The following is a 24,866-nucleotide window of genomic DNA, read 5'->3' as shown; positions in this document are numbered from 1 at the left end:
TTAATTAAGAGGAGCAAAAACATGCATTCAACCCACTATTTCTTTGCATTGACATTACCAGATAAAGTGAAAGTTCATTTATCTAAAATCAGCGAACAGTTGAAGATGAGCTTTCCTTTTAAAAGCTGGGTACATCCTGAGGATTACCATATTACTTTGGCTTTTCTGGGAAATGCTGATCAACGCCGGCTTGCTGAAAGTGTCCTAAATGTGAAGGAAGCTTTGACAAATGTTCATTCCTTTCAGGTGGGGTTGAATCAGGTGGGGACGTTTGGGCGTCCGAATCTTCCAAGAATATTATGGGTTAATACGACTGAAAGCCCTTCGTTAGCAGAGGTTAGGAACAATGTCTATACATCATGTATAGAAGCCGGCTTCGAGCTTGAGACAAGGCCCTTCAAGCCCCATATCACCCTTGCTAGAAAGTGGATGGGGCAGGGGGAGTTTCAAATGGCAGCAGCTGAAAAAAGCTTGGGAACCTCGCTTCCTGGTCCTGTTTTTTCAATGGAAGAAGCAGTATTGTACCGTACCCATCTTGATCAAATACCGAAATACGAAATAGTCGAGTCTTTTAAGTTTAGATAGGATGATCCAAAAGCAAGGAGATAGCGTTCCAAATGACTATGGGCATCCAATTGAACACGTTTGATGTAGAAGAGGGGAAGCATGAAGTTAAATGGCTCAGCTTATAAAATTACATGATTATATATCTCGTTATGAATCTGATTTATCCAGGTATAATTCTCTGTTTGTTCGGTTGAAAATGAGAAGGTGGAAGGCAATCCTTGAGGAGGAAAGCAATAGACTTGGTGTTACACACTTGGAGAGTGAAAAAGTAGAGGAACTAAAGCAGGCATATCTTGATCAGCTTTTTTCTTCACAGATCAAATGGGCCAGTTCCACAATCAAGGAAAAGTCAAACCCCCTTGCATCATTATTTACTGATTCTCGGCTGCGCTGTCTTGTTCAGCGTTTTCCTGATACCTTTTTTTTGATGTACAATCCAGTATTTCAGTTGAAAAAGGCGAAGGTGCAGATGGAGGTGTTAATGGTCACTCCATCTAAATTAATGTGCATGTCCTTTTTGGATGGAGAAGAAGACGCACTGTATATCGGCTCGAATGGACATTTTTGGCAGAAAAAAAATAAAGACAAGGAAATGAAAGTTTTGAGCCCGGTTCTATCTGTCCGACGGATGAATCATGTGGCGAGACAAATATTTCAGACAACTGATACAAACCTGCCGATTGAAAAAGTGGTTGTTGCTGAAAAGGGATATATTACTCATTCAAATCCTCCTGATGATGTTCTGTTCATCGATAAGCAGGACTATGAGACTTGGTTAAATGAGCTGAAAACCTTTATCTCACCTATGAAAATGATGCAGTTTCGCGCGACCAAAGCACTACTTGACAGGTGTGCAAAAATAAAAGTGAGGCGGGCTAACGGGGGAGCTCTTTCGGAGACTGAAGGGCAATTTCATTAAACAGTACCAAATTAGATAGTATGTTAGGATTAAACAGTAAAAAAACTTTGTGAAAATAATGAATCCCATTGATTGGGTCTTGACGAAAAAAGTCGGTTCGCGTTAAACTTTAAGGAAGGGATGGCTATTGTTGTATTTTCATAAATCCAATAGCCGTCTTTTTTCTTTCTGATGAGATGAACGGAGTGTCGCCTCCGGTATTTTAATTGAAGGTGAATGACGGTGAAACACTTATTAGAGCATGACTGGGAAATCATTCCTGCCGGCGGTGCGACAGGAAAGGCTTTTTTTGCGTCTAAAAATAACGAAAAGCTTTTTTTGAAACGTAATTCCTCACCTTTTTTGGCTGTATTATCGGCGGAGGGCATCGTTCCTAAGCTAATATGGACAAAAAGGATGGAAAATGGTGATGTAATCACAGCACAGGAATGTTTGAATGGCCGGGAATTCAAGCCGGAAGAAATGGCCCAGGATGGCGTGGCAAAGCTTTTAAAGAAAATACATGAGTCCAGCCCGCTTTTATCCATGCTTGGACGTCTCGGAAAGACACCTTATAAACCGGAGATGATGCTGGAAGAAGTGATTTCAGCGCTGGATGAAGAACTGTTGTTGGATCCTTCGGTCCATAAATCGCTTCAGTTCCTGCAAACTGAGCTGACTCATGTAAGCAGTGATAAATTTACAGTCTGCCATGGAGATATAAATCATAATAACTGGCTTCTTTCAGATAACAATGAAATTTTTCTGATTGACTGGGACGGTGCTACCATTGCAGATCCTGCTTTGGATATCGGGCCGCTTTTATATTGGTATATTCCAAGAGATGACTGGAAGCATTGGCTTGGCTTGTATGGCTTGGAATATACAGAACATCTTCAGCTGCGAATGAAATGGTATGTTATTGCACAAACGATGCTCTCCATTGGATGGCACAAGAGTCAACAACGCTATCAGGAGATGAATTTTTGGGAAAACTATCTGGAAACAATCTATTAAAGACTGCCAATAACCAATCATAAGCGCTGAATTTCTTAGGAGAAAACTTCCGTTTGTCTAAATATTGTAGGGAAAACGGAAGGTTTCATCTCAAGTGAAAGCAACATTGCTGCTAGGATCTTCGTATTTCTCATTCGCAACATATTTACGAATATTGATTGATATTGCCAATCCATTGTGAGAGATGCTCCTGATGATCACCAATATGACTTTCCAAGTCATTCGTTTGGAAGCCTTTCTGGCAGTATAAATATATTTCCTCAAGCACAGGAGTTAATTGATGATCGATTTGGGGATTGTCAAGCAATGATTTGACAAGTCTTCCGATTTGACCGCACTCTGAAATGGAACCTCGTGAATCTTCCAAATGGTTCACCATGATATCTTTTAAAAGTCCAATTTGATGCTGATAAGATAGAGACAATAGGAATCACCCTTTCGCTAAGTAGTATTTTATTGTATGGAAAAATACTTTTCCTATCCTTTATAATCTAAAATTGTATGGTACAATGATTCGAAAAGCTGGGAGATGAGAATATTGGAGACGATGCAGATAGGAAATTTGCAGTTGACTTGGTTGAATGGGGGAGTCACTCATCTTGACGGAGGGGCGATGTTTGGTGTTGTACCAAAAGCACTTTGGTCAAAGAGATACCCTGTTAATGAGAAGAACCTTGTTGAGCTGCGATCAGATCCCATTTTCCTGCGAAAAAACGGAAAGAATATTTTAATAGAAGCCGGGCTTGGAAGCGGAAAATTATCAGATAAACAAATCCGTAACTTCGGTGTAACGGAAGAATCCAAAATTGAAGCATCACTGGCTGAATTAGGATTATCGCCTGCCGATATCGATGTAATTTGTATGACCCATATGCATTTTGATCATGCTGGAGGACTTACCAAGCGTGATGGAGATAGATATTCCTCTGTTTTTCCAAATGCTGTCATTTATACTTCTCAAATTGAGTGGGATGAAATGAGACATCCAAATATTCGCTCAAGAAATACATATTGGAAGGAAAATTGGGAATCAATTGCTCATCAAGTGGAAACGTTTACAGGAGAGTTGATTGTTGAAGACGGTATTAAAATGTTCCATACTGGCGGACATAGTGCCGGGCATAGTATCATTACGATTGAAAGCGATGGGCAAAAGGCTGTTCACATGGCAGATATAATGCCGACACATGCCCACTCCAATGTTTTATGGGTATTGGCGTATGATGATTATCCGATGGACTCAATCCATGCCAAACAAAGATGGATTTCTGCGGAAATTGAGGCGGGAAGTTGGTTTATCTTTTATCATGATGCTATTTATAGAGCGTTAAAGTGGGGAGCAGAAGGAAATATTACTGATGCAGTTATAAGAAAATAGCAAAAAACAGGTGAAATTCAAATTCCACCTGTTTTTTCGTATGTAGCCGCATGAGTAGTTCAGGAGCAGCCGAATTATAAGATTTACGCGTAAGTGACTGGGTATACGTCAATGACAGTACCAGTGTTGGCATCGGCGAGAAACTCATATTGTTTTGTTTCGCCATCTTCCTTAGTAGTAATGCCGCCTCGGTACACTTTTGTTTTCACCGCATATTTTTCATATTCTTCAGGTCTGAATTTAATCCAGGATCCTTCAATGCTACCGGAATCTTTAAATGCTTCTTTTACAGTTTGAAGAACCTTTTCACCAGATGCCAAAGAGTTTTTCTTTAATGCTTCATTTGCAAAATAGCCGGCAATCACACCAGCGCCAGCGCCAAGTATAAAATTTTTCCAATTCACAATGAACACCTCCATAGTCAAATCATCTCTTCTAGTATATCGTAATTTCAGGGGCAGTTCGAATATTAAATGCTACCAAATTATGAAAGATTAAAGTTGGTAAAATATATAAAAGAAAAATAAAATGGAAACATACATCAAAAGGGCAAGCCCAGCGGCGAAGAATGCTCAATTGACATATCTCTGGTCAGGCTACACTAGCACTTTCTGTCCGTGGAATCTGGCCAATATAATTAGTAATAAGTTATTCAAATAAATCATGAAAAGGGGCAATTTCAATGGAAAAAGAAACAAAGGACTTGTTTCAAAATTTAACGGAACTTCCTGGAGCACCAGGGTTTGAACATCAAGTACGCAGGTTTATGAAAAGTGAGCTGGAAAAGTACTCAGATGAAATCGTACAAGACCGCCTAGGCAGTGTTTTTGGTGTGAAGCATGGACAGGGGCCGAAAGTCTTAGCAGCCGGTCATATGGACGAAGTAGGATTCATGGTGACGCAAATTACGGAAAATGGGATGCTGCGATTTCAAACGTTGGGTGGATGGTGGAATCAGGTGCTACTGGCTCAACGGGTGCAGATCATTACAGATAACGGACCAGTTATAGGAGTAATTGGTTCAATACCTCCTCATCTGCTTAGTCCGGAGCAGAGGAAGAAGCCGATGGAAGAAAAAAATATGCTGATAGACATTGGAGCTGATGATCGGGAGGATGCTGAGAAAATAGGAATTAAGCCTGGCCAGCAAATTGTTCCAATTTGTCCATTCACTCCGCTTGCAAATCCGAAAAAAATCATGGCAAAAGCATGGGATAATCGTTACGGGTGTGGTCTTGCCATTGAATTGATGAAGGAGCTGCAGGGAGAAAAGTTGCCTAATATTCTTTATTCAGGAGCAACAGTACAGGAGGAGGTTGGTTTAAGAGGAGCTGCGTCTGCTGCGAATATGATTAAGCCTGATATCTTCTATGCACTGGATGCCAGCCCAGCGAATGATATGACCGGTGATAAAAAAGAATTTGGCCAGCTTGGAAAAGGCGTTCTTTTAAGGATCCTCGATCGTTCCATGGTGACGCTAAAAGGAATGAAGGAATTTGTCCTTGATACAGCTGAATCCAATGATATTCCTTATCAATATTTTGTATCAATGGGCGGAACTGATGCCGGACGGGTACATATATCTAACGAAGGGGTTCCGAGTGCAGTAATCGGAATTTGCTCCCGATATATTCATACACATGCGTCTATTGTACATGTAGATGATTATGCTGCAGCTAAAGAACTACTTGTGAAGCTAGTGAAAGCGACGGATCAGACGACAGTGGATTCGATTCGAAACCAATAATAGGAGCTATGACACTAGTTACTAAGCTGTAAAGGGATTGTGAGACTGGGATAAAATTGGTTATAACCTTAAAAAGCGCGAGAAAGCAATTTTAGAAATGCTGATTTCTCGTGCCTTTTTATGTGAAAATTTAACTTCATTCAGCGATGGTTCAAATCCAGGCTGAATAAAGTTAAAGCTTCGGGGATGCTGCAGATTTTTAGAGGAAATTTACGAGCGGAACTCGATAAAATCTGAGCACAAATATGTGAAGGGTACATTTGATCTTAATAATTATTTATTTATCGGTGAAAGAATCTTGTTTTTCTTGAAAAATAAGGAATCTCTATTTTAAATGTAGAGCTGCTTCAAAATGTGAAACGCTCCATGGCAAAACAAATATTATCGATACCAGGAAGTATAAGGGGACGAATGGTATTGGGGTAATGGATTTAACTGATTATAATGATTTGTTATTTTTTGTCTGTTGCAGTCCTTATAGGGACCAATATAGGTTGAGGGTTTAACAGGAGCTGTTACCTTTTTCCATTGGTTTTCATTAAGGCAATAAGTATGAGCCATGATATTCGCAGGAGTGAATGTTAATAGATCAGATCCCAAAATTACTTCAGGTGTTGGAGCATCGAATATGGCTAAAAGATGAGTATGATCAACCGTTGCTACTTCGTAATGCCACCATCCTTGTGGAACATTTGCAACTTGCCCGGGTGTGATGGAGAAATCGAGTAGCTGTTTTGTAAACGGGTTAAATATCGAAACAGTAGCAGCACCGGAAATACAATAAACTAGTTGGGCAGCATTTTGATGATAATGGGGCTCAATGACATTATTAGCACTTAGAAAAATATCTAAGAGAGATACATTTTCAAGTGTATTTAATTGTTGAACACCCAACACGTTAATAAGGTTTTGGTTATCTTTTTTGAACAAGGGACTTTTATTTACGTCAAAAGTGTATTGCGTTGATGGTGACGTGTAGTCCATGTACGAAGCCATCATATACTTCACCTCATGGGCATGTTATGCGATAGAAATCAATCTGTGTTTATGGACGTAGCTTCCTATTGAACAAAAGGACTGAATAACTTTTAGGTGAATGACGAAAGACAAGCTGTAAGAGAAAAAGGAACTAGTTAAAAGCGAAAACAAGTATTGAACTCATTGAGGGAGTTATTAGAAAGACAATATTATAGCATCGAATCATCTACTTGAAATGGTTTTTGCGTCTGAGGAGCGTAATAGATGAAGACTATGTCAATTGACATGATCAGCATGTCTATTTATAGAATAATGTAGAATTTTAGTATTGTCGTCCTGTACAAGACTCTCCTTTTTTCATAGATTGTATTAACAAAGAGAAAAGGAGGTGAGCTTAATGGGATCAAAGGGAAGACAAGAAGATATATACATTAATCAAAACTTAAGCCAAGGCCAAATATATACCAGTCCTGAAGTCATCACTAGTCCAACGAGAAGGGTTGTAAATACAAACACTACAAGACGAGTTAGAAAACACATTCAACCTACTGAAGTTACTAATGTCAATAGAACCGTTATAAGAAACGAATACTATTTTCCAGTATCTCAAAAAAACGTTAATGAAACAGTTGAAGAAAATTACAATTGCGGAGCATATGTTAACAAACCAAATTGTAAACCAATTTCAGGCTCTGGCTCAGACTGCTGGTAGTTAAAAGTTGATATACTTTTGCGTCATCTATTGCTGGGGATGGCGCGTTTCTTTTCGAGGTGAGCTTAAAAACTCAGTAAATCAATAAGTGGTCAATCTCTTTGTAGGCTTGCCCCTGAATGCTCAAGTGTCAAAAAGCTGCTCGTCACTTCTCCGCCCTTGCTCCTGTTGTTTTTGAGTTGGCACCTTTTTGAACACGTATTTTAGGTTCAACCCCCGACTTAAAGTCATTAGCAGATGCCACAGGTTTTTAAAAGAAAGTTATCGAGCGGAGTTCGGTAAAATCTGGGCGTAAATACGTCAAGGCACATTTGATAAAAAGTTTGACAGTCATGGAGCAGTAGGTGAATATGAGGGGCGAATCCAACTAGGATTCTGCCCCTTTTGCGGCGTCCGCGCAAAGGAAATTCTGGAACGAGGTGCTGCAGTTTCAGCCTTAGTACTTCCTATTCAAAAATGTACGCCAAAGCCTTTATTGCCTGGTTGACCGTTTCCACGGTGGCATTTGCTTTACTGGAGAGTTCTTTCAATGGATGATGAAGTTCTTTGGGGCGAATCAAAATGAGCGGCTTACCTAATGAAAGAGCAGCGCTGGCATCCATGGCTGTATTCCATTGTCGGTATTTTTCGCCAAACAAAGCGATGACCAAATCAGCTTTTTGCATCAAAACTTGAGTTCTCAAATTGTTGAAGCTTGAAGCGGCTTCATCTCTGAAAATTGCATCGGGCTGCTCTCCTAAAATTTCTTCTCCTATGGCATCGGAGCGGTCATGGTTTTCCATTGGACCAACAAAATCAACCGGAAGCTGAAGCGCTTGGGCTTTCTCTTTGATTTCCTCCCGCCAACTGCTGTGAATTTCTCCGGCAAGATAGACAGTTAATCTCATCAAAATTCCTCCTAAAAATGATTCAACTTCATCTATTTTAACATTAATAGTCAGAATAATCTCGTAAGGATCTGTTAAATGAAAGAATTAGTACATATCATTCATTTGATTTTACTTGATTAATAGGTTATAAGTTAAATGTAAGCAAAAATTAAATATTTGAGAAACACTAGGGGTGCCAAAAGCTGAGAGAGGATTGATCCTCAACCCTTGAACCTGATCTGGATAATGCCAGCGCAGGGAAGTGGTTGTATGCAATTGAACAGAAAATTGTATACGTATGTCTATGATTCAGGGCCACTTCTAGTATGAAGCGGCTCTTTTTTATTGAGGACAAAGGCACCTGGTACTCTCGCAGGGAAAGGGGATGGAAGATGACAGACAATCTTGTATTTAAAGATGTTACTTTTGCATACAGGGGAAGTGGAGGAAAAAAAGCAGAGATATTAAGTCAATTAAGTTTTGCGATTAAGGACGGTGAATTTGTCAGCGTGATCGGTCCGAGCGGATCTGGAAAGAGTACATTATTTCGGCTTATTTCAGGACTGGAAACGCAAGATGAAGGAAAAATTTTTATGAATGGCGAGGTTGTTCAGAACAGGCTGGGACATATTGGCTACATGTCCCAAAAGGATGGTTTACTTCCTTGGCTCACAGTCTTGGAAAATGCTGCATTGCCGCTTACATTAAAACGTTTGTATGGAAAAAAAGCACAAAAGGGCGTTTTAGAACAACTGGAAAGGTTTGGATTAAAAGGTTTTGAAAGGAGCTACCCTCATGAGCTTTCGGGAGGGATGCGCCAGCGGGTGTCTTTTTTAAGGGCGCTGTTAAGTGGGTCGGAGCTGCTGCTGCTGGATGAGCCGTTCAGCGCTTTGGATGCAGTAACTAGAATGGTCATGCAGGAATGGCTTTTGGAGCAATGGGCAGCAATGAAAAAAACAATTCTTTTTATTACTCATGATGTGGAAGAAGCACTGTTTTTATCAGATCGCATTCTTGTTTTCAGCGAAAGTCCAGTGAACCATCTAGAAGAAATAGTAGTCCCGCTGACTCGTCCGCGGACTGTCGCGGATTTAAAAGCTCCAGCATTTACAGAGTTAAAAGAAAGGCTGCTAATGGATTTGAAAAAAATGGTGAGTATATGAAGATTTTTAGAAGATACGGATTGTCTATTGGGCTAGTTCTCCTTTTATTGATTGTGTGGGAAATTGGAGCCCGTCTGTATGGAAAACCGTTTATTTTACCATCGCCAATAAATATTTTTGCCAGACTATGGGAATTGAGATCTGTATTATTCATTAATCATTTGCCAGCAACATTGGCTGTAATTTTAATCGGCCTGTTGATGTCACTTGTATTGGGAATTGGACTTTCAATATGGATGCATGAAAGTGAAATTGTAAGGAAGGCATTTTTTCCATTGCTTATCGCCTCACAGACTATTCCGGTGATTGCACTCGCTCCAATTTTCGTCCTTTGGTTCGGGTATTCTATTTGGAGTAAAGTGGTTGTTACTGTTTTGATTACATTTTTTCCGATTACAGTTAATACGTTTGATGGATTACGAGCGACTGATCCCCATTTAAAAGAAGTGCTACAGACAATGGGAGCGACCAAACGACAAATATTCCTCAAAGTTGAATTGCCGTCTGCATTGCCGCACTTTTATTCGGGGTTAAAGGTCGCTGTTACTTTAAGTGTTATTGGTGCAGCAATCGGCGAATGGCTCGGGGCTGATTCGGGTCTTGGATATTTCAGTAGGAGAATGATGACACAATTTGACGGAGCAGGTGTTTTTGCACCAATTGTTCTTCTATCATTGTTAGGAATTGCTCTATTCTTACTGGTAGGATTGCTAGAAAAAATTACAATGAAATGGAGAAATGAGAATTGAAGAAAAAGATAGTATTTATTGCCGTTGTTTTAACTTGCTTGATCTTAGCGGCATGTGGGAAAAACAAAGAAGAAGTTAATTCGAATAAACCAGACAATGATCTTCAGACATTTGATATTATGCTTGATTGGTATCCTAATGCCGTACATAGCTATTTGTACACCGCTATTGAAAAAGGATATTTTGAAGAAGAAGGGTTGAAGGTAAATATCCGCTTTCCAGCTAATACGACTGATCCGATCAACCTGGCTGCAACCGGAGATATAGATTTAGGCATCAGTTATCAACCTGATGTTATTTCCGCTAGAGCAGAAGGCGTCCCAGTCAAATCGGTAGCCGCTATTGTCAGAAATCCGTTAAATCATATTGTTTTCTTAAAAGACAGTGATATTAAACGTCCAAAAGACCTTGAAGGAAAAACTGTAGGCTGGCCGGGAATTCCAGTAAATGAACCACTTGTTAAGACGATAGTGGAATCTGACGGTGGAGACATGAGTAAAGTCAAAATGACCGATATTGGTTTTGAACTCAACACAGCGATTGCCAGTAAGCGTGTAGATGCAGTAAGTGGAGCTTTTATCAATCATGAAGTGCCTGTTCTTGCCTCCGAGGGCATTGAGACAAATCATTTTAATCCAGTCGACTATGGAGTTCCCAGTTATTATGAACTACTTTTCGTCACCAATGATGAAACATGGACTAGTAAGGAAGATGAGATTCGCGCATTTTGGCGTGCTGCTTCAAAGGGCTATGAATTCATGAAGGAGAATCCGGATGAGGCACTTAATATACTATTGAAAAATCAGGATGAAGAGAATTTTCCATTAAATGAAGAAGTGGAAAAGGAAAGCTTGGCTGAGCTACTTCCGAGAATGGAAGCAGAGGATGAGGCGTTTGGTAGCCAGTCTGAGACTTTATGGGAAGAAGTAATCCAGTGGCTGGCAGAAACTAAATATATCCAAAATGATCCTGATAAGAAAGAGCTATTTGTTAATATTGTTGAGTGAATAGGGTAGCGAAACCCCAAAATAAATCAGTTGAAGGAAAAACGATTTGTTCGTTTTTTCCTTCAGCTGATTTTGCATTTTGAGCAGCTACTTTCATGGATGGGCGCAAATATGCTAAGGCATATTTGATTGAAGCAATAAAGAACGGATGCTTTATTTTCTGACACTACAGCCTATTCGTCTGCATTGAATTATTTGAATTTCAAATAATAAAAAAAGAGATGGACAAAAATTACAGATGTCTTTACACTAGTTAAGGATATGAAAATTTATTGGGGGATTTTGAATGAAACAGTTTTTAGACCGCAAAGGGGTCCATATTACGGCTAAAGCCTATCTTATAGATGCTTTAAGTTATATGGCGCTTGGACTATTTTCATCATTAATTATCGGATTGATTATAAAAACGCTCGGGCAGCAGCTAAGCTGGTCATTCTTCGTAGAGATGGGCGATCTGGCAATGGGGCTAATGGGGCCTGCTATCGGAGCCGCAATTGCATTTGGCCTTGGAGCTCCTCCACTTGTCATTTTTGCGGCAGTCGCAACTGGGGCGGCAGGTGCAGCTTTCGGTGGTCCTGCTGGAAGCTATGTGGCTGCTTTGATATCTACGGAAATAGGGAAAATGGTCAGTAAAGAAACGAAAGTGGACATTATTGTGACTCCATTTGTCACTATTTTGATTGGATTTGCTGTTGGGAAGTTTGTTGGAGCACCTATTTCAAAGTTTATGTCAGTATTTGGAAGCTGGATCATGTGGGCAACCGATCAGCGGCCTATCGTCATGGGAATTGTAGTGGCGACATTAATGGGACTGGCATTGACGGCGCCTATTTCGAGTGCAGCTATTGCTATGATGCTTGATTTAAATGGTCTTGCTGCAGGTGTTGCTACGATTGGCTGCAGTGCGCAGATGATCGGTTTTGCCGTCGCAAGCTACAGGGAAAACAAAGTTGGCGGTTTGCTGGCTATCGGACTCGGAACTTCCATGTTACAGGTCCCGAATATTATTCGCTACCCGCTCATATTAATTCCCCCGACTGTTGCAGGAATAATATTAGCCCCATTTGGGGCAACTGTTTGGAGGATGACGAGTAATGCTGCTGGAGCGGGCATGGGAACAAGTGGATTTGTTGGACAAATTATGACGTTCACGACGATGGGTTTCTCAGCAAGTGTCTTAATCCAAGTCATTGTACTCCATTTTATTGGTCCTGCTGTGATAAGCTTAATCATATCAGAATATATGAGGAAGCGCGGCTGGATTAAGCCGGGTCAAATGCTCATCAACACTGGAGGTAAATGATATGGAAAAGTTACAGTCAAAAGAACAATTTGAACAATTAAAACAAGAAGAGCGGACAATCTTTATGTTTTCAGCGGACTGGTGCCCGGATTGTACAGTGCTTGAACCAGTATTGCCACGATTAGAAGCGGATTATCCAGAATATAATTTCATTCATGTAGACCGTGATGAATTTTTAGAGTTATGCCAGGAGCTTGATATTTTCGGCATTCCAAGCTTTATCGTTTATCATGACGGTGTAGAAGCCGGAAGGTTTGTCAGCAAAGACCGTAAAACACTTGAAGAAATTGAGGATTTCATTAATGGTTTGTCAAACTAATGAATGGAGCTGTCAGGAATGATTTCCTGTAACAGCTCTTTTTTAAGCAAAAATTTTATTGTCGCGTCAAATGTCTGATTTTGCACAAAATCTATCTTGATGTAGGAGTTAGGATTGTCCCAGTCTTTTGGTCTTTGTGCTCAGGACATTCTTGTTAGCTTTATTCTGCAAAAGTCCCCTACTTCTGTATATGGTGAGATGAAGCATATTGGTATTCCATTCTATGGGGGGCAATCCCCGGCTAAGTAAAGTTAAAGCCTTTGACGAATGGCCACAGATTTTCAGGGGAGCAAATACTCCAAGGCGCATTTGATAGAATAAGCCTCTTCCTTTTGGCATTTGGAGTTTTCGTGTAATATGAGATATAGCCCATGTTGCGAAGGAGGGTTAAACATGAAAATGAATGAGCGGAAGATGAGCAAAGAGCTGGAAAACCGTCTTCAAAAAGAAGGCCGGATTTTTACATATGACCGAGAAAAAGAAAGCCTGCGTATTGAAAACGAAAATACAGGAAAAGGCATTGACGTTGCTTTATCTGGTATTGTTTCCAAGTGGCATGAGCATAAGGAAAAGGCTATTGATGAAGTCATTTATTATGTGGAAGAAGCATTGGGTGTTATGGGCAAAGAGCAAACTATTGCAGGAAGCGAGAAGAAAATTTATCCTGTAATTCGCTCGACTTCCTTTCCTGTGGAATCCGAGGATGGGAATAAATTTTTAACGGATGATCATACGGCGGAAACAAGGATCTTTTACGCACTTGATCTTGGAAAAACGTATCGCCTGATTGACGAGCGCTTCATCGAAAAGGAAGGGCTGGATCCGAAGGAAATCCGTGAAATTGCGCGATTTAATGTCCGCTCTCTTTCTACTGCCATGAAAAAGGATACGGTTGCGGATAATGACTTTTACTTTTTAAATACGAATGATGGCTACGATGCAAGCCGGATTTTAAATGAAAAGTTTCTTGAGGATAAAGCAGAGGTAATCAAGGGAGACATGGCTGTCGCAGTACCACATCAGGATGTATTAATTATTGCGGATATCCGCAATAAAACAGGTTATGATATATTGGCGCAGATGACCATGAGCTTTTTTACAAAAGGCCTTGTTCCAATTACGGCTCTTTCATTCATTTATGAAGACGGTAAGTTGGAGCCTATCTTTATATTAGGAAAAAATCAACGAGTGGATGAGGGGAAGGAGTAATGGTAATGAATGTTTTTTATAATCTTAATGGTATTGGGGATGTATTAATCATTTCTCTGGATGAATTTGATGAAAACAACCGCACGTTTGAAAGAAAAGGTGACGCGGTTCGCATTTTTGATAAAAAGTCGAATGTGACTGGCGGCTTTAATCTTTTTAATGCTTCGAACTACATTAATGTTACAGCGAAGGGACAGGTTGAACTAAGTGAAGCATTGGTTGGAAAAATAAATGAGGCACTTGCCAAAAATGGCTTCGATGAGGGAATTGAAGCAGATCTGTCACCGAAGTTTGTTGTGGGATATGTAAAAGAAAAGGAAAAGCACCCGAATGCTGATAAACTCAGCATATGCAAGGTAGATGTAGGTACTGAAGAGTTGCAAATCGTCTGTGGTGCACCAAATGTAGACGCCGGGCAAAAAGTGGTTGTGGCAAAAGTGGGAGCCGTTATGCCGAGCGGCATGGTAATTAAGAATGCGGAATTAAGAGGGGTAGCATCAAGTGGAATGATCTGTTCTGCAAAAGAACTTGGATTGCCGAATACTCCAGAGAAAAAAGGAATCCTTGTGTTGGAAGATGAAAAATACGAAACAGGACAAGCTTTTCCTTTATGATTATGTAGAAAACTCATCTGAAAGGGTGGGTTTTTTATTTTGAACTAGTTTTCAAGCAATCATTCCGAAGTAAATATGAGCAGAAGTACTCAGAAAAATTGTAGAGGTTAGAAGTAAGCTAATTTAATTCTATATAGAGTGCCTCTGTTTTCATAACTAAAGCAATTAGAAAAATTACTATAAGCAAATCTATACCTGTAAGCAGCAGTCGCTTATGCTTGTTTCTTGCTGTAAATTTTTACAGATTATGTTATTATGTGTAACGTCAAGAAAATATATAAGGTTAGGGAAAGCAAGATTAGGATTTTAACAAAAAGGCAGGGATAAGAAATGTACAAGCGATTGTTAGTTGCTGCTGACGGTTCAAAAAACTCGGTCCGAGCAGCAGAAGAGGCAGCAAAGCTTGCCCGGTTGGCAGAAGGTGCGGTTGTCGAAGTCATTTATGTTATGGATTATTCAAAATCCAAAGGTGAGGTTTTACAAAGCCGTGACGGCGAAATGCTGGAAGCTGAGCGTAGGAAAAAATTGGTTCCTGTTGAGGATGTCTTCGTTAAAAGTGAGGTTCCTTACAAAGTAACGATACTGTATGGAGATCCTGGTCCTGCTATTGTGGAATACGTGAATAAGAGCTCTTGTGATATGCTGCTTATTGGAAGCAGGGGATTAAATACCCTTCAGGAAATGGTGCTTGGAAGCGTGAGTCATAAAGTGGCTAAAAGGGTTGACAGCCCGGTTTTAATTGTTAAATAGTGTATAAAAAGATGTTCAAAATAATTGCCAAATTTAAGTCTCTTCATTGGTAGCAGATAACAAGTTGCCTAGACCTTTTTGAACATGCATAACAAAAAAAGGTTTCCCAATCGCCGGGGAATCTTTTTTGTTATGCGCTCTTTAAGAAGAATAGTCGTTATAATTATGGGGAGATACATAGAATGGAGCGTGACGAGTCCGTGTCTGTATTTTTAGCTGTATCGATTTTCGTTATTACTTTGTTTTTTGTGATCTGGCAGCCAAAAGGATTGTCTATCGGATGGTCAGCCTGTACCGGTGCACTGCTGGCACTTGTTGCAGGAGTTGTTTCATGGCATGATGTTGCAGACGTGACTGCCATTGTTTGGAATGCGACACTCACATTTGTTGCATTGATCATTATTAGTTTGATTTTGGATGAGCTCGGATTTTTTGAATGGGCTGCTTTGCACATGGCCCGTTTTGCCAATGGAAATGGGGTTAAAATGTTTTTGCTCGTTACTTTATTGGGCGCAGTTGTATCTGCTTTGTTTGCAAACGATGGAGCTGCATTGATTTTGACTCCTATTGTTTTAGCTATGGTCAGGGCTCTGGACTTTCAAGAAAAGATGATCCTTCCATTTATCATGGCCTCGGGGTTCATAGCGGATACCACTTCTCTCCCTTTCATCATAAGTAATCTCACGAATATTATTACTGCTGACTTTTTTGGCATTGGTTTTGCCGAATATGCCATTCGCATGATTATTCCCAATCTGTTTAGCCTTACGGCAAGCATCGTGGTCCTTTACATATATTTTCGGAAGAGCATTCCCGCCGCTTATCATTTGAATCAGCTAAAGAAGCCTTCGGAAGCGATTAGGGATAAACAGTTGTTTCGTATTTCATGGGGAGTTTTAGTAGTATTGCTCCTTGGGTATTTTGGAAGCGAAATAATTCAAATTCCTGTATCTTTCATTGCGGGGGGAGTAGCTATTCTATTTTTAATAGCTGCGAAAGGAAGCCCGGCGATTCATATTCAATCAGTTGTTAAAAGTGCCCCATGGGCTATTGTGTTTTTTTCCATTGGCATGTATGTAGTCGTGTATGGATTGAAAAATGTGGGATTGACTAAAGTATTGGCCGGCTTGATTCAGACAACGGCTGATCAAGGGCTTTTTTCAGCGACGATAGGAACCGGCATTATTGCGGCGATTTTATCTTCCGTCATGAATAATTTACCAACTGTTATGATTGATGCTCTGGCGATTGCCGATACGAATACAACAGGAGTTGTGAGGGAGGCGCTTATCTATGCCAATGTTATTGGAACAGATCTAGGGCCAAAGATTACACCGATTGGTTCATTGGCTACATTGCTATGGCTGCATGTGTTGAAAGGAAAAGGGGTTCATATTTCATGGGGATTTTATTTTAAAGTTGGCATTATCTTGACGGTTCCAACGCTTCTCGTTACTTTGACAGGCCTTTATATATGGCTCCTTTTGATTTATTAAGATAGCAGGCTGTGATAAATTCAGCCTGCTGTTTCTTATTTAATGATATTATTCAATGTTTTTATAGTGCCAGAATGGACCCCTTCATGGTACAGGACAAGATTCAAAAGAGAGTCCACCGTGTCCATTTCGTAAGATTGGATGACAAAGGTTTCGGGTGCTGGATTCGAGAGTTTCTCAGAAAAATGTTGAGGAATACGGTCAATTTGTTCCTCCAATGCCGAACGGATGTCTTGGATAGCAGGAGGATCCGTTTTCCATTCGGAAGGTCTTGTTCCCGGTGCAAAAAAAGCTGCCCATTCCGGTCGTTTGATTTCATAGTCGCTGTCAGCTTTTTTTAGGAGGAATTCTGCAGTTATGTATAAATGACCAGCATTCCAGCGAATTGTATTAGGATGCCCTTTGGGTTGAATATCCAAGTTCTCATCGTTTACTTCAGCAAGAGTGTGTAAGGTTAAACTGCGGAAAAGCTGAAATTGTTTCAATGAACTCAAATCAATCACTCCTCAAATTGTCTTTAATATTGCTATTCTATCAGAAAGCGCTATAGGTAAGAACTGTTCCATCTTGATTATATTACTCTATGAGGTGATCCACTTTGACAATTAAGGGTTTGAATCATTTTCTTTTTTCAGTTTCAAATTTAGAAGAATCCATTCGGTTTTATCAAAAGGTATTTAATGCCAAATTACTTGTTAAGGGGAGGAGTTCTGCCTACTTTGATTTGAATGGAATGTGGCTTGCGCTAAATGAGGAAAAAAATATTCCGCGTAACGAGATCAGCCATTCATATACCCATATTGCTTTTTCAATTGATGAGGAGGATTATGAAAAAGTACTCGATAAGTTAAAAAATGTGGGTGTTCATATATTACCGGGACGTTCCCGAAATGTCAGGGATAAGAAGTCTATATATTTTACGGATCCAGATGGACATAAGTTCGAATTCCATACAGGTTTTCTACAGGACAGGATGAATTATTACAAAAAGGAAAAAACACACATGGAGTTCTTTGAATGAAATTGTTATTGGAATTTTGAGATTATTTTTGCGTGTGCAGGATAGATGATTTATTGGGAACAAGGTATATACTTCATTGCCCGGGGAATATCTTTTTTGGATCATTAAACTTAATTTTTTCCATCATGCTTTTTTGAGTTCCCACCAATATAAACAAAAAGAATAAAAAATGTTGAAATTAAATGAACGGTTACTATAAAACTTACGTCTTATCATTGAAGGTAAAAGAAAGGGGGCCTGGCGTTGGTTGGAAAGTGAAAGAGATCTTATCAAGGAAGCAATAAAGGGAAAAGACGAAGCATTTACAAGGCTTTTCCAAGATAATTATGCGTTTTTATATAAATATTTAATTAAGCTGAGCCTTCACCCGGATGTTACCGAAGATCTCATTCAAGAGACGATGATCAAAGCATACACTCATTTGCGCAGTTTCAAAGGGGAATCAAAGTTTTCGACTTGGCTGATTTCGATCGCTTCAAGGCTGTATATAGATCAACAACGAAAAGAAATCAGACATAGGCGGATTTTTGAAAAGGCAAGAAATGAAACGGTTCGAAAAATGAAGTGGCAGCTCTCATGGAAGGGGGAGGATTGGACAGAAGACTTGGAACTGTTCGCAGGTCTTGATCCGGAATTGAAAGCTCCAATCCTGCTTAGGCATTATTATGGGTATTCTTATCCGGAGATTGCCAAAATGCTCCGTATTAAGGAGGGGACTGTAAAGTCACGCGTGCATAACGGGCTGAACAAAATACGAAAGGAGTGGTCAGATTGAAGGAAGGCAATGAAAAGGAATGGGTTAAGCGGTTATTGAATGATATGAAAAAGCTAGAAAATGCTCATCAAACCAAAGTCCCCCATCAACACGAGCTGATGAATGTTTTGACTGAATTTAAAAACCAGCGTAAAAAAGCATGGAAACGCGAGTTGACAATCTTTATTTTGACAGCACTGACCATCTTGGCCACATATTTCGTTGTCTCACTAAAAATGCCGGCAGTCTTCTTGTGGGTACAAATATTGGCTATTATTACGACTCCATTTATTTATGTTGCTGAAAGGAAGCGCCGCAAGGGCTTGAATGAGGTGTCGGATGATGGATTCTGAAACCCTGCTTGCGCTTGTTTTATTATCGCCGATTCTGTTGACACAAAGTATCCTGCTTTTTATAGATGCCAAGAAGAAAGGGGCATATGCTTGGTTTTGGGGATTATGGGGATTGATACAGCTTCCGTGTCCATCCATATTTTACTACTTCATCATTATTAGATCGTACAGGAAAAAAATGAAACTTTAGGTGTTGGAGGGATGATAATGGATATTCCTTGGGGATTAATTGCCCCTATCGTCATTTTAGATTTCATATTGGTGATTGCGGCGCTTGTCAGCTGCATAAAAGAAGAAAATACAAACGGACCCAAATGGATGTGGATTCTTATTATCCTTTTCCTTAATCTAATTGGACCAGTTCTATATTTTGTCATCGGCCGGCAAAAACAGTGATGGGAGAAGACGCTACATGTTATTAACAGCAGAAAATTTAACTAAAAAGTTCGGTATGTATACAGCAGTCAACCAGCTCGATTTAACTATAAAAGATAATGAATGTATTGCTTTGTTGGGACCGAATGGAGCGGGAAAAACAACGACGCTGCAAATGCTGGCAGGGTTATTAACTCCAACTTCGGGCAAAATTAGTTTTTTGGGGAAAGACAATATCGATCGGCGATTTATCGGATATTTACCGCAATATCCTGCTTTTTTCCCTTGGATGAGTGCAAAAGAGTATTTGCAGTTTTCAGGGAGGGTTTCTGGAGTCACCAAAAAAGAATTGCAGGAAAAAATTGAAGACATGCTTTCTTTTGCAGGACTGGAAGATGCAAAAAACAAAAGGATTGGCGGTTTTTCGGGAGGGATGAAACAAAGGCTTGGGTTGGCACAGGCAATGATTCATGAGCCGAAATTATTGATTCTTGATGAACCAGTTTCTGCTTTGGATCCTTCCGGAAGAAGGGATGTACTGAAAATGATGAATGAGTTGAAAAAGAAGATGACCATATTATTTTCAACACATGTGCTACATGACGCTGAGCAAGTCTGTGATGAAATTGTCATGCTAAGAAGCGGAAAAGTGAAATGGTTCGGGAATCTAAAGGACTTGAGAAAGAGACAAGGAGAAAACCGTGTGATATTAGAGGTGAAAGAAGAAATTGGAAAATGGTTAGGAGAAAAAAGCTATGTGGCCGAATGTTCTTTTTCATCATCCAGAGCAGTTGAACTCAGATTGCAGAATGCGGAAAGCCGGAATCAATTGCTAAGTGATTGTATGGAAAAAGACTTGACGATTACCCATTTTTCTGAAAAAGGACGTTCGTTGGAAGAAGCTTATCTGGAGTTGATGGAACAATGAGTACATTTTTCACTCTTTTTAGAAAAGAATGGCTAGAGGCATGGCGTGATAAAAAACTGATTTGGCTTCCTGTCGTTTTGTGCTTATTAGCTATTTCCCAGCCAATCAGTACATATTTTATGCCAGAGATTTTGGAAATGGCAGGTAATCTTCCAGAAGGGGCTGTCATTGAGCTTCCGGTTCCATCCGGCGAGGAAGTCCTGGCGGGAACGCTGTCACAAATTGGCATGGTAGGCACTGTCATTTTTGTACTGAGTGCAATGGGAGTCGTATCAAATGAACGGAACAGTGGTTCACTATCGCTGCTAATGGCGCGACCAGTTTCCTCTTTTGAATATATTTCTAGCAAATGGACAGCGCAGGCATTGATTTTTCTGATTTCGTTTGCACTCAGCTATGGACTCTCCTATTATTATACTAACCTCTTGTTCAATCAGGTGGAATTTCATCGATTCATCTCAAGCTTGGGGATTTACAGTATTTGGATTTTATTTATACTATCCATCACTTTGCTTCTAGGGACAATAATGAAGAAAAATGGCGGGATTGCTGGTATGAGCATTATAACTGTGGCTGCATTTTCCGTTATTGGCTCGTTTTTTCCAAAATTTATGGAGTGGAGCCCATCCAATGCTCAAAATCAGGCAGTCAGTATACTCATGACGGGTAAGTGGGAAGACTCCTTTGCTTTAATGATATTCGTAAGCATAGCTGTAATAGTAGGATTGGTCATATTATCCTCATTTGCCTTTAAAAAATATGAAAGCTATTGAGCGGTTGTAGCGCGCCGAGCCTTTTTGGGCGATGGTGCGCTCCAACTCTCATATAACCGCTCCAACTCTCATATAACCGCTCCAACTCTCTATCTAATCCCTTTTATTCAGCTCGTCAGCCAATCTTTTTGTAAAAAAAGATTGAGAACCAAATGATTATTTATCACGAGGATATTTCTGCTTGTTCCTAAAAGCAAAGCATTTATCATCTTCTGAAATATCCGATCTTCTTGTTGCTAAGGGATAACGCCACTTGCACCATTTTCATTTATGATGGATAATATCCTTTCCACTTTTTCGTTCATTTCTTTGATTGCTATAGTGATTTCGTCTTCTTTTGTGGCAGGATTGATATTCAGATTGATCCTCACTACCTCAACTCCTTTCAAATTTGAGTATAGCTATTACAGAATACTGCTGAAAAGGAGATTTGCGGCAAGTGGTCGAAATAATACTGTAAGAGGATATAAAGGCTTGGAGAAAGGGGAAAGAATGTTGAAAGAAAAGATCTACATAACTCGTAAACTTCCCGCTAGTGTTGTAAAGAAGCTGGAGGGTGAATTTCATATTGAAATGTGGGATCAAGAAGAGGAAGCTGTTCCAAGGGAAGTGTTGCTTGAAAAAGTAAAAGATGCACGAGCGGTGCTTTGCATGTTGACTGAAACGATTGATGAAGAGGTACTGGATGCCGCTCCTGACTTAAAAATAATCAGCAACATGGCTGTTGGTTACAACAATATTGATGTGGAAGCCGCAACTAAGAGAGAAATTATTGTTACGAATACGCCAGGGGTTTTAACGGAAACGACAGCAGATTTGACGTTTGCCTTGATGATGGCTACGGCAAGGAGATTAGTCGAAGCTTCTGATTATCTTCGCACTGGAAAATGGGAAACCTGGTCACCTATGCAATTGACGGGAATGGATATTCATGGGGCAACTCTGGGGATCATTGGTTTTGGACGAATTGGACAGGCGTTGGCTAAACGAGCGGCAGGGTTCGGAATGAATATTCTCTATTACAATCGCTCACAGAAGCCTGAGGCTGAAAAGGAAACGGCTGCGCAATACACAGCGCTTGACGATGTTTTAAGAAAATCAGATTTTATCAGCATTTTGCTGCCATATAGTGAGGAGATTCACCACCTGATTTCAGAGAAAGAACTCCGCCTTATGAAAAATACTGCTATTCTGATCAATACAGCGCGTGGAGGAATCATAGATGAAGCCGCACTGTATGATGCACTGAAAAATGAAGTGATATGGGCGGCAGGACTGGATGTATTTGAGAAAGAGCCTATCCATCCACAGCATCCATTATTAACATTGCCGAATGTTGTTACTTTGCCACATATTGGGAGTGCTAGTATAGCAACAAGAATGAAAATGGCCGAATTGGCTGTAGATAATCTATATAATGCACTTCTTGGTGTGGGCAGTATAAAAAGAGTAAACTAAAAAATTCATCGGCTGTTGTTACAACTGGTGAGCGTGATATAATACGTCAAGAAAAGGAAAGATGGAGGGAACAAAATGAAATACTTTGCTGTTTTTTTGCCAATGAAAGATGAAGAAAAAAGCCAGCAGCACCGCCCGGCTCACTTAGAATTTTTGGCAAGGATGAAAAAAGAAAAGAAAGTGGCTATGTTTGGCCGTTTCACGGATGGAGCAGGTGGTCTTGTCATTTATCAGGGCGAGAATCTGGAACAAGTTGAATCTTGGGTTAAGCAAGATCCTTATGTAGTAAACGATGCAAGAACTTATGAACTCCATGAGTGGGACATGGTATCTGACTCATAATACAACAAAAGAAAAGCCGAAATTTCTCATTGGAATTTCGGCTTTTTAAGGTTTGTTTTTCAGCCAAAGGGAATGAAGTCTCCTAGAGTGTCAAAAGTGCTACAAGGTATCGGCACCTTTGACGTCAATGCATTTTTCCTTATATATCAAATGTATCTTTGTCCAGCTTACGACGCATAGACGTGCTAGTGTAGGCGAAGCGGCCCTGATCCAGCCGGTCCCACTAGCCCAGCAAGGATTAAGCCGCTTCCCTGCACTAAAAAACTTCCTCATCGGATCGTCTTGTGCTTTTCTTATTTACCTGGCATTAGGAAATACGCGCTGTACGGTATCTGTGAATTCATCAAAGAAACCGCCGACCGGACGGCCATTGCGAATATCGTTGCCATATCCTCTCATTCGATCGTAGAAGTCCGGGTTCTCTGAAATGTAAACATTGTCAAAGTTATGATTAGTGTCCCGTACTTTATCTGCAATCTTTTTCTGCACATCTTTGGACATCTCTTTATTACCTTGTCCGCTGAGCTTTACTGCAACGTATGCGTTTCGATTCGTTACAAGTACGCTCGCATCATCAACTTCTTTCAGGCTGACAACATCATCTGCAACATCATCTGCAAGATCAATATTGCGATCATTATTGTTGTTGGCTGTATCATTGTTGACATTTGTTCCAAAACCATCCATTCTGTTGTCGTTGACAGTGCGGTCATTGTTCACGTTATTAGTCCCATCGCGGTTATCCGTAGGGTTATAACGGACTCCAAGAGGACGATTATCATCGTTTGTAAAGCGGTCATTATTATTCGAAGTGCCGCAGCCTGCCAATACCACAGATACCAAACCTGCATAAATAAACGGTTTTATAAATTTCATCAATTAAGTAACCTCCTTTTTTTCTAAAATCTTTTTTAATGTTCCAAACGGATTATTTATTATTCGTTTTTTGTTATAATAAATGGATGACAGTTATTACCTTTAATGAAAGAAAGAGTGATTAAATAATGCACTGGTGGAAAAAATTTCTTTCAAATTTTTTTTCAGATAAAACAATTGATGAACAAACTGAATGGAATATAGAAAATAACCAAAAAAATAATCATAAAAATGAACAGCATGAGATGAAAACACGGATGATTTACCAATATCCCAAAGGAGAGTTTCGCTTTCCTTTAATTAAGGATCAGCCTGACAATTCAATTTCAGGCAAACAGAAGCAGACGATTAAAAGGCAGCCAAAAGAAGAAAGAAGAACCGTCGAAAAGAAACAGAACAGGCAAGCTGACAGAAGACCTACGGAACAAACAAGAAGGAAGGTCGAGCCCAAAAATAGTCAGCCATTTGAGCCGACACACATTCCTTCTCCCATTTATGGATTTAATCGGCCAATCGAAAGAAAAGTAAGTCCAAAACCACATATTCCTGAATTTGAATTAAACGATATCCAATCGAAATTACGGGGTGGTAAGGCTGAACAAGAAATAGAAAAAATTGAGAACGTTACTGAAAAAGCTATTTTGAAAGACCAACCTTGGAAGACCGAAACAGATGAAATTGAAAAAAACAAACTTGGATCACAACATAATGACTTAGTAATAAAAACATGGGGGCAACATCGCGAGACAAGCGAGGAATTTGAAGAAAAAACATCAGAGATATTGCAAAAGGGTTCTCAAGAACAAGATGGGGCACATGATGAGGACAATTTGATTGTTCAAACGCGGACAGAACTGGATACAACCCCAGCTTCAATCGAAGAAATTGATGAGACGGCAACTCCGGGTTTAACCAGAGAAATCGTTGAGCCGGAAAACTCGCTTTCCTCTGAAGACAGTGAGAAAACAGATGCCCCGGTTCTTATCGAAGCTCCAACCGAACAAGCAAACTCAGCTTCGGCAGAGGCAATCAGTGAACCAGAAAATCAGCTCTTATCTAAAGAAAGTGAAAAAACATTAGAATCGGTCTATACCGAAGAACCAGCAGTATCGGCAAACTTGGCTTCGACTGAGGAAATCGTTGAGCCGGAAAACTCGCTTTCCTCTGAAGACAGTGAGAAAACAGATGCCCCGGTTCTTATCGAAGCTCC

The 24,866-nt window shown here is 40.0% G+C and carries 32 protein-coding genes and 1 riboswitch; of the genes, 25 read left to right on the top strand and 7 right to left on the bottom strand.

Annotated features, from left to right (window positions below):
- The first annotated feature begins 21 nt into the window (after positions 1–21).
- The 3 genes from thpR to H9631_RS13160 all read left to right on the top strand — a co-directional run bounded on the left by thpR (position 22) and on the right by H9631_RS13160 (position 2,482).
- Complete coding sequence (gene thpR, locus H9631_RS13170; protein ID WP_191813513.1) at positions 22–585, top strand: RNA 2',3'-cyclic phosphodiesterase; 564 nt, start codon at positions 22–24, stop codon at positions 583–585.
- A 91-nt stretch (positions 586–676) separates the two neighbouring features.
- On the top strand, positions 677–1,486 hold the full coding sequence (locus H9631_RS13165; RefSeq protein ID WP_191813511.1) for a hypothetical protein: 810 nt from the start codon (positions 677–679) through the stop codon (positions 1,484–1,486).
- Between the two features lie 222 nt (positions 1,487–1,708).
- Positions 1,709–2,482, top strand: a complete 774-nt coding sequence (locus H9631_RS13160; protein WP_191813509.1) for a phosphotransferase — start codon at positions 1,709–1,711, stop codon at positions 2,480–2,482.
- 145 nt (positions 2,483–2,627) lie between these two features.
- On the opposite strand, the gene H9631_RS13155 is transcribed toward H9631_RS13160, so the two are convergent.
- Positions 2,628–2,906 (bottom strand): YtzH-like family protein, encoded by a 279-nt coding sequence (locus H9631_RS13155; protein WP_191813507.1) that lies wholly within the window; start codon positions 2,904–2,906, stop codon positions 2,628–2,630.
- A 114-nt stretch (positions 2,907–3,020) separates the two neighbouring features.
- Here H9631_RS13155 and H9631_RS13150 point away from each other — a divergent pair, with 114 nt between their 5' ends.
- On the top strand, positions 3,021–3,860 hold the full coding sequence (locus tag H9631_RS13150) for a YtnP family quorum-quenching lactonase (RefSeq protein WP_191813505.1): 840 nt from the start codon (positions 3,021–3,023) through the stop codon (positions 3,858–3,860).
- A gap of 83 nt (positions 3,861–3,943) precedes the next feature.
- On the opposite strand, the gene H9631_RS13145 is transcribed toward H9631_RS13150, so the two are convergent.
- Positions 3,944–4,264, bottom strand: a complete 321-nt coding sequence (locus H9631_RS13145; protein WP_191813503.1) for a PepSY domain-containing protein — start codon at positions 4,262–4,264, stop codon at positions 3,944–3,946.
- Between the two features lie 278 nt (positions 4,265–4,542).
- Between H9631_RS13145 and H9631_RS13140 the strand changes: the two genes are divergently transcribed.
- Positions 4,543–5,607, top strand: a complete 1,065-nt coding sequence (locus H9631_RS13140; RefSeq protein WP_191813501.1) for a M42 family metallopeptidase — start codon at positions 4,543–4,545, stop codon at positions 5,605–5,607.
- 381 nt (positions 5,608–5,988) lie between these two features.
- Here H9631_RS13140 and H9631_RS13135 read toward each other — a convergent pair whose 3' ends face one another.
- Entirely contained in the window at positions 5,989–6,603 is a 615-nt protein-coding gene (locus tag H9631_RS13135; RefSeq protein ID WP_191813551.1) for a cupin domain-containing protein, read from the bottom strand.
- A gap of 379 nt (positions 6,604–6,982) precedes the next feature.
- Between H9631_RS13135 and H9631_RS13130 the strand changes: the two genes are divergently transcribed.
- On the top strand, positions 6,983–7,297 hold the full coding sequence (locus H9631_RS13130) for a CotD family spore coat protein (protein ID WP_191813498.1): 315 nt from the start codon (positions 6,983–6,985) through the stop codon (positions 7,295–7,297).
- Positions 7,298–7,743: 446 nt separating this feature from the next.
- Here H9631_RS13130 and H9631_RS13125 read toward each other — a convergent pair whose 3' ends face one another.
- Positions 7,744–8,184 carry a YtoQ family protein gene (locus H9631_RS13125; RefSeq protein ID WP_191813496.1) on the bottom strand — a complete coding sequence of 147 codons (441 nt, stop codon included), beginning with the start codon at positions 8,182–8,184 and terminating at the stop codon, positions 7,744–7,746.
- A 161-nt stretch (positions 8,185–8,345) separates the two neighbouring features.
- A riboswitch (TPP riboswitch) is annotated at positions 8,346–8,444 on the top strand.
- 114 nt (positions 8,445–8,558) lie between these two features.
- Here H9631_RS13125 and H9631_RS13120 point away from each other — a divergent pair.
- The 9 genes from H9631_RS13120 (at position 8,559) to H9631_RS13080 (ending at position 16,776) form a co-directional block, all read left to right on the top strand.
- The gene (locus tag H9631_RS13120) at positions 8,559–9,329 is read left to right on the top strand and encodes an ABC transporter ATP-binding protein (RefSeq protein WP_191813494.1); all 771 of its coding nucleotides are present in this window, start codon (positions 8,559–8,561) and stop codon (positions 9,327–9,329) included.
- Entirely contained in the window at positions 9,326–10,078 is a 753-nt protein-coding gene (locus tag H9631_RS13115; RefSeq protein ID WP_191813492.1) for an ABC transporter permease, read from the top strand. Before H9631_RS13120 ends, H9631_RS13115 begins: the two co-directional genes overlap by 4 nt.
- Positions 10,075–11,085 (top strand): ABC transporter substrate-binding protein, encoded by a 1,011-nt coding sequence (locus tag H9631_RS13110; protein ID WP_191813490.1) that lies wholly within the window; start codon positions 10,075–10,077, stop codon positions 11,083–11,085. Before H9631_RS13115 ends, H9631_RS13110 begins: the two co-directional genes overlap by 4 nt.
- A gap of 286 nt (positions 11,086–11,371) precedes the next feature.
- Entirely contained in the window at positions 11,372–12,388 is a 1,017-nt protein-coding gene (locus H9631_RS13105; protein ID WP_191813489.1) for a PTS transporter subunit IIC, read from the top strand.
- A gap of 1 nt (position 12,389) precedes the next feature.
- A complete protein-coding gene (locus H9631_RS13100) occupies positions 12,390–12,707 on the top strand; it encodes a thioredoxin family protein (RefSeq protein ID WP_191813487.1) in 318 nt (105 codons plus the stop codon).
- Between the two features lie 393 nt (positions 12,708–13,100).
- Positions 13,101–13,916 (top strand): DUF1444 domain-containing protein, encoded by an 816-nt coding sequence (locus H9631_RS13095; protein WP_191813485.1) that lies wholly within the window; start codon positions 13,101–13,103, stop codon positions 13,914–13,916.
- Between the two features lie 5 nt (positions 13,917–13,921).
- Positions 13,922–14,530, top strand: coding sequence for a YtpR family tRNA-binding protein (gene ytpR, locus H9631_RS13090; protein ID WP_191813484.1), 609 nt, complete (start codon positions 13,922–13,924; stop codon positions 14,528–14,530).
- Positions 14,531–14,860: 330 nt separating this feature from the next.
- A complete protein-coding gene (locus H9631_RS13085; RefSeq protein WP_191813482.1) occupies positions 14,861–15,280 on the top strand; it encodes a universal stress protein in 420 nt (139 codons plus the stop codon).
- Positions 15,281–15,462: 182 nt separating this feature from the next.
- Positions 15,463–16,776, top strand: coding sequence for an arsenic transporter (locus tag H9631_RS13080; protein ID WP_191813480.1), 1,314 nt, complete (start codon positions 15,463–15,465; stop codon positions 16,774–16,776).
- A gap of 35 nt (positions 16,777–16,811) precedes the next feature.
- Here the strand turns inward: H9631_RS13080 and H9631_RS13075 are convergent, their stop codons facing one another.
- On the bottom strand, positions 16,812–17,270 hold the full coding sequence (locus tag H9631_RS13075) for a DinB family protein (protein ID WP_191813479.1): 459 nt from the start codon (positions 17,268–17,270) through the stop codon (positions 16,812–16,814).
- Positions 17,271–17,374: 104 nt separating this feature from the next.
- On the opposite strand from H9631_RS13075, the gene fosM reads away from it, so the two are divergent.
- From fosM to H9631_RS13040, 7 genes are all read left to right on the top strand, one after another.
- Positions 17,375–17,797 (top strand): FosM family fosfomycin resistance protein, encoded by a 423-nt coding sequence (gene fosM / locus H9631_RS13070; protein WP_191813477.1) that lies wholly within the window; start codon positions 17,375–17,377, stop codon positions 17,795–17,797.
- A 247-nt stretch (positions 17,798–18,044) separates the two neighbouring features.
- Complete coding sequence (gene sigY / locus H9631_RS13065; RefSeq protein WP_191813475.1) at positions 18,045–18,572, top strand: RNA polymerase sigma factor SigY; 528 nt, start codon at positions 18,045–18,047, stop codon at positions 18,570–18,572.
- Positions 18,569–18,904, top strand: a complete 336-nt coding sequence (locus tag H9631_RS13060) for a YxlC family protein (protein ID WP_191813473.1) — start codon at positions 18,569–18,571, stop codon at positions 18,902–18,904. The genes sigY and H9631_RS13060 overlap by 4 nt, the downstream gene beginning before the upstream one ends.
- Positions 18,891–19,094, top strand: a complete 204-nt coding sequence (locus H9631_RS13055) for a transcriptional regulator (protein WP_404801742.1) — start codon at positions 18,891–18,893, stop codon at positions 19,092–19,094. Before H9631_RS13060 ends, H9631_RS13055 begins: the two co-directional genes overlap by 14 nt.
- 17 nt (positions 19,095–19,111) lie before the next feature.
- Positions 19,112–19,300 carry a PLDc N-terminal domain-containing protein gene (locus tag H9631_RS13050; protein WP_191813471.1) on the top strand — a complete coding sequence of 63 codons (189 nt, stop codon included), beginning with the start codon at positions 19,112–19,114 and terminating at the stop codon, positions 19,298–19,300.
- A 16-nt stretch (positions 19,301–19,316) separates the two neighbouring features.
- Positions 19,317–20,207 carry an ABC transporter ATP-binding protein gene (locus H9631_RS13045; RefSeq protein ID WP_191813469.1) on the top strand — a complete coding sequence of 297 codons (891 nt, stop codon included), beginning with the start codon at positions 19,317–19,319 and terminating at the stop codon, positions 20,205–20,207.
- Positions 20,204–20,980 carry an ABC transporter permease gene (locus tag H9631_RS13040; protein ID WP_191813467.1) on the top strand — a complete coding sequence of 259 codons (777 nt, stop codon included), beginning with the start codon at positions 20,204–20,206 and terminating at the stop codon, positions 20,978–20,980. Before H9631_RS13045 ends, H9631_RS13040 begins: the two co-directional genes overlap by 4 nt.
- Before the next feature lie 236 nt (positions 20,981–21,216).
- Here the strand turns inward: H9631_RS13040 and H9631_RS22605 are convergent, their stop codons facing one another.
- Positions 21,217–21,351: a hypothetical protein gene (locus H9631_RS22605; RefSeq protein WP_263600717.1), complete on the bottom strand. Its 135-nt coding sequence runs from the start codon at positions 21,349–21,351 to the stop codon at positions 21,217–21,219.
- 124 nt (positions 21,352–21,475) lie between these two features.
- Between H9631_RS22605 and H9631_RS13035 the strand changes: the two genes are divergently transcribed.
- Positions 21,476–22,438 (top strand): 2-hydroxyacid dehydrogenase, encoded by a 963-nt coding sequence (locus tag H9631_RS13035; RefSeq protein ID WP_191813465.1) that lies wholly within the window; start codon positions 21,476–21,478, stop codon positions 22,436–22,438.
- Between the two features lie 75 nt (positions 22,439–22,513).
- Positions 22,514–22,780 carry a YciI family protein gene (locus H9631_RS13030; protein ID WP_160707950.1) on the top strand — a complete coding sequence of 89 codons (267 nt, stop codon included), beginning with the start codon at positions 22,514–22,516 and terminating at the stop codon, positions 22,778–22,780.
- Positions 22,781–23,077: 297 nt separating this feature from the next.
- On the opposite strand, the gene H9631_RS13025 is transcribed toward H9631_RS13030, so the two are convergent.
- Positions 23,078–23,656 (bottom strand): YhcN/YlaJ family sporulation lipoprotein, encoded by a 579-nt coding sequence (locus H9631_RS13025; protein WP_191813548.1) that lies wholly within the window; start codon positions 23,654–23,656, stop codon positions 23,078–23,080.
- 128 nt (positions 23,657–23,784) lie between these two features.
- Here H9631_RS13025 and H9631_RS13020 point away from each other — a divergent pair.
- Positions 23,785–24,866 (top strand): hypothetical protein (locus H9631_RS13020; protein ID WP_191813463.1); only part of this gene is annotated, 1,082 nt, incomplete at its 3' end.

Source organism: Bacillus norwichensis, from assembly GCF_014836955.1.
Classification (GTDB): Bacteria; Bacillota; Bacilli; order Bacillales; family Bacillaceae_C; genus Siminovitchia; species Siminovitchia norwichensis.
The sequence above is the reverse complement of the archived record's forward strand: the minus strand, read 5'-3'. Positions and strand labels throughout refer to the sequence as shown.

What these genes read in the sequence shown, in the direction of transcription:
- thpR (WP_191813513.1), top strand. Translation starts at nt 22, where the DNA reads ATGCATTCAACCCACTATTTCTTTGCATTGACATTACCAGATAAAGTG.
- H9631_RS13165 (WP_191813511.1), top strand. Translation starts at nt 677, where the DNA reads ATGGCTCAGCTTATAAAATTACATGATTATATATCTCGTTATGAATCT.
- H9631_RS13140 (WP_191813501.1), top strand. Translation starts at nt 4,543, where the DNA reads ATGGAAAAAGAAACAAAGGACTTGTTTCAAAATTTAACGGAACTTCCT.
- H9631_RS13135 (WP_191813551.1), bottom strand. Translation starts at nt 6,603, where the DNA reads ATGGCTTCGTACATGGACTACACGTCACCATCAACGCAATACACTTTT.
- H9631_RS13130 (WP_191813498.1), top strand. Translation starts at nt 6,983, where the DNA reads ATGGGATCAAAGGGAAGACAAGAAGATATATACATTAATCAAAACTTA.
- H9631_RS13125 (WP_191813496.1), bottom strand. Translation starts at nt 8,184, where the DNA reads ATGAGATTAACTGTCTATCTTGCCGGAGAAATTCACAGCAGTTGGCGG.
- H9631_RS13120 (WP_191813494.1), top strand. Translation starts at nt 8,559, where the DNA reads ATGACAGACAATCTTGTATTTAAAGATGTTACTTTTGCATACAGGGGA.
- H9631_RS13115 (WP_191813492.1), top strand. Translation starts at nt 9,326, where the DNA reads ATGAAGATTTTTAGAAGATACGGATTGTCTATTGGGCTAGTTCTCCTT.
- H9631_RS13105 (WP_191813489.1), top strand. Translation starts at nt 11,372, where the DNA reads ATGAAACAGTTTTTAGACCGCAAAGGGGTCCATATTACGGCTAAAGCC.
- H9631_RS13100 (WP_191813487.1), top strand. Translation starts at nt 12,390, where the DNA reads ATGGAAAAGTTACAGTCAAAAGAACAATTTGAACAATTAAAACAAGAA.
- H9631_RS13095 (WP_191813485.1), top strand. Translation starts at nt 13,101, where the DNA reads ATGAAAATGAATGAGCGGAAGATGAGCAAAGAGCTGGAAAACCGTCTT.
- ytpR (WP_191813484.1), top strand. Translation starts at nt 13,922, where the DNA reads ATGAATGTTTTTTATAATCTTAATGGTATTGGGGATGTATTAATCATT.
- H9631_RS13085 (WP_191813482.1), top strand. Translation starts at nt 14,861, where the DNA reads ATGTACAAGCGATTGTTAGTTGCTGCTGACGGTTCAAAAAACTCGGTC.
- H9631_RS13080 (WP_191813480.1), top strand. Translation starts at nt 15,463, where the DNA reads ATGGAGCGTGACGAGTCCGTGTCTGTATTTTTAGCTGTATCGATTTTC.
- H9631_RS13055 (WP_404801742.1), top strand. Translation starts at nt 18,891, where the DNA reads ATGATGGATTCTGAAACCCTGCTTGCGCTTGTTTTATTATCGCCGATT.
- H9631_RS13050 (WP_191813471.1), top strand. Translation starts at nt 19,112, where the DNA reads ATGGATATTCCTTGGGGATTAATTGCCCCTATCGTCATTTTAGATTTC.
- H9631_RS13045 (WP_191813469.1), top strand. Translation starts at nt 19,317, where the DNA reads ATGTTATTAACAGCAGAAAATTTAACTAAAAAGTTCGGTATGTATACA.
- H9631_RS13040 (WP_191813467.1), top strand. Translation starts at nt 20,204, where the DNA reads ATGAGTACATTTTTCACTCTTTTTAGAAAAGAATGGCTAGAGGCATGG.
- H9631_RS13030 (WP_160707950.1), top strand. Translation starts at nt 22,514, where the DNA reads ATGAAATACTTTGCTGTTTTTTTGCCAATGAAAGATGAAGAAAAAAGC.
- H9631_RS13025 (WP_191813548.1), bottom strand. Translation starts at nt 23,656, where the DNA reads ATGAAATTTATAAAACCGTTTATTTATGCAGGTTTGGTATCTGTGGTA.